The 4,903-nt window shown below is 65.8% G+C and carries 5 protein-coding genes; 2 read left to right on the forward strand and 3 right to left on the reverse strand.

Features of this window, described 5'->3' with window-relative positions; genetic code table 11:
* Both KJ554_04010 and KJ554_04015 read left to right on the forward strand, forming a co-directional pair.
* Positions 1-247: hypothetical protein (locus KJ554_04010; GenBank protein MBU0741502.1), on the forward strand; the 247-nt coding region annotated here is incomplete at its 5' end.
* Between the two features lie 3 nt (positions 248-250).
* Complete coding sequence (locus tag KJ554_04015) at positions 251-505, forward strand: hypothetical protein (protein ID MBU0741503.1); 255 nt, start codon at positions 251-253, stop codon at positions 503-505.
* 347 nt (positions 506-852) lie between these two features.
* On the opposite strand, the gene KJ554_04020 is transcribed toward KJ554_04015, so the two are convergent.
* From KJ554_04020 to KJ554_04030, 3 genes are all read right to left on the reverse strand, one after another.
* Positions 853-2,997, reverse strand: coding sequence for a bifunctional DNA primase/polymerase (locus tag KJ554_04020; protein MBU0741504.1), 2,145 nt, complete (start codon positions 2,995-2,997; stop codon positions 853-855).
* A 17-nt stretch (positions 2,998-3,014) separates the two neighbouring features.
* Positions 3,015-4,736 (reverse strand): DEAD/DEAH box helicase, encoded by a 1,722-nt coding sequence (locus KJ554_04025; protein MBU0741505.1) that lies wholly within the window; start codon positions 4,734-4,736, stop codon positions 3,015-3,017.
* A partial coding sequence (locus KJ554_04030; protein ID MBU0741506.1) for a RusA family crossover junction endodeoxyribonuclease occupies positions 4,729-4,903 on the reverse strand: 175 nt, incomplete at its 5' end. The genes KJ554_04030 and KJ554_04025, both read right to left, overlap by 8 nt.

The following is a 4,903-nucleotide window of genomic DNA, read 5'->3' on the forward strand; positions in this document are numbered from 1 at the left end:
GAAGAACGCGACCCCGCGATTCGGCCTAAAGGCCCATCAGGTGTTCTGGAACGAGCGGGGCAGCATCGTCTGCGCCTGCTGCCACATCCCCTATCCCGGGTCCGATACCTGGATCTGGGAGCGATGGGAAGAGATCACGCCCGCCGACATGGTGGAGATCGACCGCCAGGGCGGGGGCGTGGCGTGCGAGGGCTGCGGCAAGGAGCCCAGCCGTATCGCGCGTCTGGACCCGAACGAAAGGACCTGAGCGATGAGCAAGACGACCAAGAAGACCACGCGGGCTCGTAAGCCCGTAGCCGAGAAGCCGGCCGCCAAGGCCAAGGCTCCGCGCGAAGAACTCTGCGTTTTCGCGTTCCGGCTGACCGAGGACGAGAGAAACGCCATCCACGCCGCAGCCGGGCCGGGGAAGGCATCGAAGTTCGCTCGCAGCCTGCTGGTGGCCGCAGCGACGAAGGACGAGGGGGCCGTCCGGGCGATCATGAAGGAAGTCGTAGCCGAGGCATAGCACACTGGAACCCGTTCTGAACCGACGACCTCTCGTCTCACCGAGGGGTCTGTCGGCTTCAGGGAAGTCCCCACCCCAGCCACGACCCGGATTCCGCCGATTCACCCTTTCACCTTTCACCCCCGGGGTCTCATATACGCGGGCGAGAGCGGAGGGGAATATGCGCGCGGGTGGGTGAAAGGGGAAAAGGAGAGAGAGTGTGTTTGTATATAATAACTTACAGCATTCTCGCTTCACCCTCTTTCACCCCTGCGAGATGGGGTGAAATGGTGAAACGGCCTGCAACTGGTTGCAAGAAATTGGATTGCAGCGGTTAAGCCAGGACGTGTTTCACCTTTGGGGGTTCTTCACCGCTCAGGGCTGCGGCTCACCAACCTGTAGAAGCGCGCGGTCGTTCCGCGGGCACAGGCGGTCCGGGTGATAATGTCCCCGCGTTGTTCCAGGGTCGTCACCAGCCCCTGGAAGGTCTTGGCGTCGACCTTCATCCGCTTCAAGAGGACGCTGTGAGCGAGCTCTCCACCGGGTGCCCCGCCGAGCTTCTTGAGGAACTTCAGGCACTCCCCCTGGAACGGATTCTCCGCCACGTGAGACTGGGCCATGAAGAGCATGCGCCGGGCTTGGTGCGTGACGAATCGCCGTGCCCACTCTACCGCCGCAGCGTCGATCTTCGGCTCGAGGTGGTTCTCGCTGATCGCGTAGAGAAGGGCGAGCTTTCTCGCGTGCTCGCTGACTCGCCCCCAGACCGTCGTTCCGGCCTCGTTCTCCGCAGCCTCGGCTTGCGCGTACTCGGCCTCCGCCTCAAGGCGCATCTCGACCAGGATCTCCTTCGCATCGCCCGTGTGGAGGATGCCCCGTGGCTCGGGGTGCCAGTTCTCAAGATTGCCGTTCCCGGGTTGGAAATCCGCCCACCACTGGGCGGTCTCCACGATCCGTTCTGGCAAGGGCTTGAGCCTCGGCTCCTGTCCCGGCGATCTCCCCCCGCAGTCGAGAATGATCATCCGCGCGAAGAATCCGTTGGTCAGCATCCGGTCTGACAGGGCCTCGTAATAGTGTTTCGGGATGGCGGTACCGAACACGACCAGGCACGGCTGGTCGATGGCCCCGGGCGCATCCCGGCCGGCCTTGCGGCGCATCGGAAACACCGAATCGGCCGAGGAGTAGATCGTCAGCATCGTGCCCATGATATTCTCGTGGCGGGCATCGCGGGCCTTGTTGATCGACTGCAGCATGCCGTCGATCTCGTCGGTCTGGAACAGCATGCAGGGCTCACTGAAGAGGGCGTCCTGGATGCCTTCACCCGAGGCGAACCGTCCGCCGAGTTGGTGCGATAGCCCGACCGCGTGCAGGATCTCGGTGTTGAGCTTCCGAGGCCTGTCCTTGCCGGCCGCCGAATGCGCCAGGCCGAGCAGGTAGAGATTCGTCCGGTTGTTCCCGGGGTCGCGAACCTTGCGGCCGGCGAGCGTCGCTTGCAGAGCCAGCGCCCCAGCGAAGCTCATCACCAGGTTCGGATACGGGGCCGAGTCCAGGCAGTGGTCCATGACCTCGGACACGAAGCCAGGGATCCTGAACAGCTCGTCTGGCATCGGCCCCGGGTCCTGGACATCCTGGGGCACTTCGTCTTCCGGTGCCGCGGCGTTGTCCTGCCCCCAATGGTTCTCCGCCACCGCGACGGCTACCTGATCGGGCTCATACCTGGCGATGCTGCTCGCGATCCGTTCGACCTCGCGGTCCTTGAGCGGTGGGCTGCAGCGGTCCAGGTTGGCCCGGGCCAAGGCGGATAGGATCTCCGCCTGGCTCATCCCCACCCGGCGCATGGCCCCGCCCAGGCGCGCCAACGTGGCGTTCCTGTGGCCGGCTGGTATCAGGTTGCCACCGGCGGGCGCTGTCACGCCCTCGGGCGCCACGGGCGCGCCCTGTGGCGCGTCCTGGATATCCTCCGCTGGCCCATCTGCCCCCTGGGCGAAAAGGTCCGCCCCGCCCTCGACCTGATCCACCAGCCACGCGGGGGGTTCGGGTAGGTCGGACGGCCCGGACGCAAAGTCCCCGGCCCACTGGTACGGCTTCCCGCCCACGATCGAGGGCGGCAACACGATGTAGCCGCCGTTGGCCCGGGTATCGACCTGTGGGGCGAGCCGGCTAGCCGTGCTGTTCCACTTCTTGCCTTCCGGTTGCCGGAAGATGTAGTGCCTACCGCCTCGGGGTGTCCGCGAAACGGGACAGCCTGCGAGGCCTTCCGCCTTTTCCGCGTCGCCAGGCCAGGGATTCTCCGCTCCATCCACATCGATGACGAGTTGCCCGGCAGTCGGCATGGCGACATTCGCCTCCGGGAGCCTGGTCCACCAGGCCTCGATCTGAGCGACGTCCGTCGTGGCGTCCAGAAACCCGTGCGCCGTCGCAGGGGCCTTCCCGCCTGGCACGCACGGAAAGACCGGGTACCCGAGCTCGGCATACCGCAACGCCGCCTGCAGCAATGTCCCCTTGGATTCGCCCACAAGCACCTACTTCAAGATCAGAAGGGTAGATCGTCATCTTCCCGCGGGTCGTATTCCCGCGCTCCGTTGCCGGCCATCGCGCCCACCGGCTCGAGATCGTCGTCCATCCCCGGCTCCCGCCACGGCGGTCGTTCACTCAACTCGTAGCCCACGATCCGCGGGAACTGCTCCCCGACCACCTTGCGCACCGTGATGGTGCCGGTCTCGCAGAGCGCCCCATCCTGGGCGACGGCCGCAGCCTCGGCCGCGGTCAGCGGCACCGAGGCGTTCGACCTTTTCCGCCACCAGGACTCGGCCTTGTGGCGGGCCCAGCCGTCATGCTCGAAGCAGATCCACTCGGCGAAATACCGATGGAATCCGACCTCGTACTCGACCCGCAGCGTCTTGGGCGCATCCTCGGGCGCGCCCTTCTTGGTGTGGACGCTGTAGAAGACCTCGCGGACCTCATGGACCTCCGTTGTAACCTCACCCGACAGGATGCCCTCGGTGGACGCCGTAGCCTCGTGCTGCTGCCGCTCAGGCGGAGGGAACACGTAGCCGCAGTCCGGGCACATGGCGTAGCCGGTTGCGACCAGGCTCCGGCAATCAGGACACTGCTTGGCCGGCGCTTCGCCCCCTGCACGGTGGTGGACCGCCTGGACTCGGATTGCGTCGACCGGCCCGTGCCGCAGCACGTTGCCGCCGAAGTCCAGGACCAGGCAGTTCTCCTTGCCCTCGTTGAGGCGGAAGCCGCGTCCGACCATCTGATAGTAGAGTCCAGGGGACATCGTCGGCCGCACCATGGCCACGCAGTCGATGTTCGGCGCGTCGAAGCCCGTGGTCAGCACGTTGACGTTGACCAGGTACTTGACCCTGCCCGCCTTGAACTCCGCCAGGACCTGATCGCGCTCCACGCTCGCCGTCTCGCCGAACACCGTGGCCACGGACTCGCCCGCCATCTGTCGCAGGACCTCTGCGACGTGCTCCGCGTGCCGGATGCCAGTGGTGAACACGAGCGCCGAATGCCGATCCTGCGTCTGTTCGACGATCTCCCGGCAGGCCGACTCCACGAGCTCGTCCGTGTCCATGAGGTCCTCGGCCTCGCCAGCCACGAATTCTCCTGCGCGCACATGCAGGCCCGACGTGTCCAGCGGCTGGGCTGCGCCCTTGGTGACCAGCGGGCAGAGGAAGCCCTGGACGATCAGTTCCTTCACGCCGATCTCGTAGCAGACCTCGTTCAAGACGTTGCCCGGCTCGCAGATCATCCCGCTCTTCATCCGGAACGGGGTCGCGGTCAGCCCGATCACCCGCAGGTTCGGGTTCACCTTGCGGGCATCGTCGAGGAACGTCCGGTACATCCCGTCGCCATCTGGCGGGATCATGTGCGCCTCGTCGATGATCACCAGGTCGAATGCGTCGAGCTCACAGGCCCGCCGATATACAGACTGGATGCCGGCGATGATGATCGGGTGCTCCGTGTCGCGGCTCTTCAGCCCAGCCGAGTAGATCCCCGTCTTCATCCACATCTCCGGCGCCACGATCTGGATCTTCTCCAGCGCCTGCTCGAGCAACTCCTTCACGTGGGCCAGGATCAGGACCCGGCCGCCCCACCTGCCAACGGCATCCCGGCAAACGGTGGCCATCACCGGAGTCTTGCCTCCGCCCGTGGGGATCACGACGCACGGGTTGTCGTCGCGCTCCCGCAGATGCCTGTAGATTGCGTCCACCGCCTCCTGCTGGTAGGGCCTCAGTTCAAGCATCGATGATCTCCTCCAGGCGCACGAGGGTGCGGCCGCCGCGGACCGCCCCGCGCATCTCGATGTTCAGCTTCTTGATCTGGCTGTCGTCCGTGTACAGGCCGCCGTGCTGCAGAGCGTCCAGGAGCGCCTTCTGCACGTTGTCGATGTCCCTGCGCTGCCGGTCCGGC

It is taken from the genome of bacterium (assembly GCA_018814885.1).
Lineage (GTDB): Bacteria > Krumholzibacteriota > Krumholzibacteriia > LZORAL124-64-63 > LZORAL124-64-63 > JAHIYU01.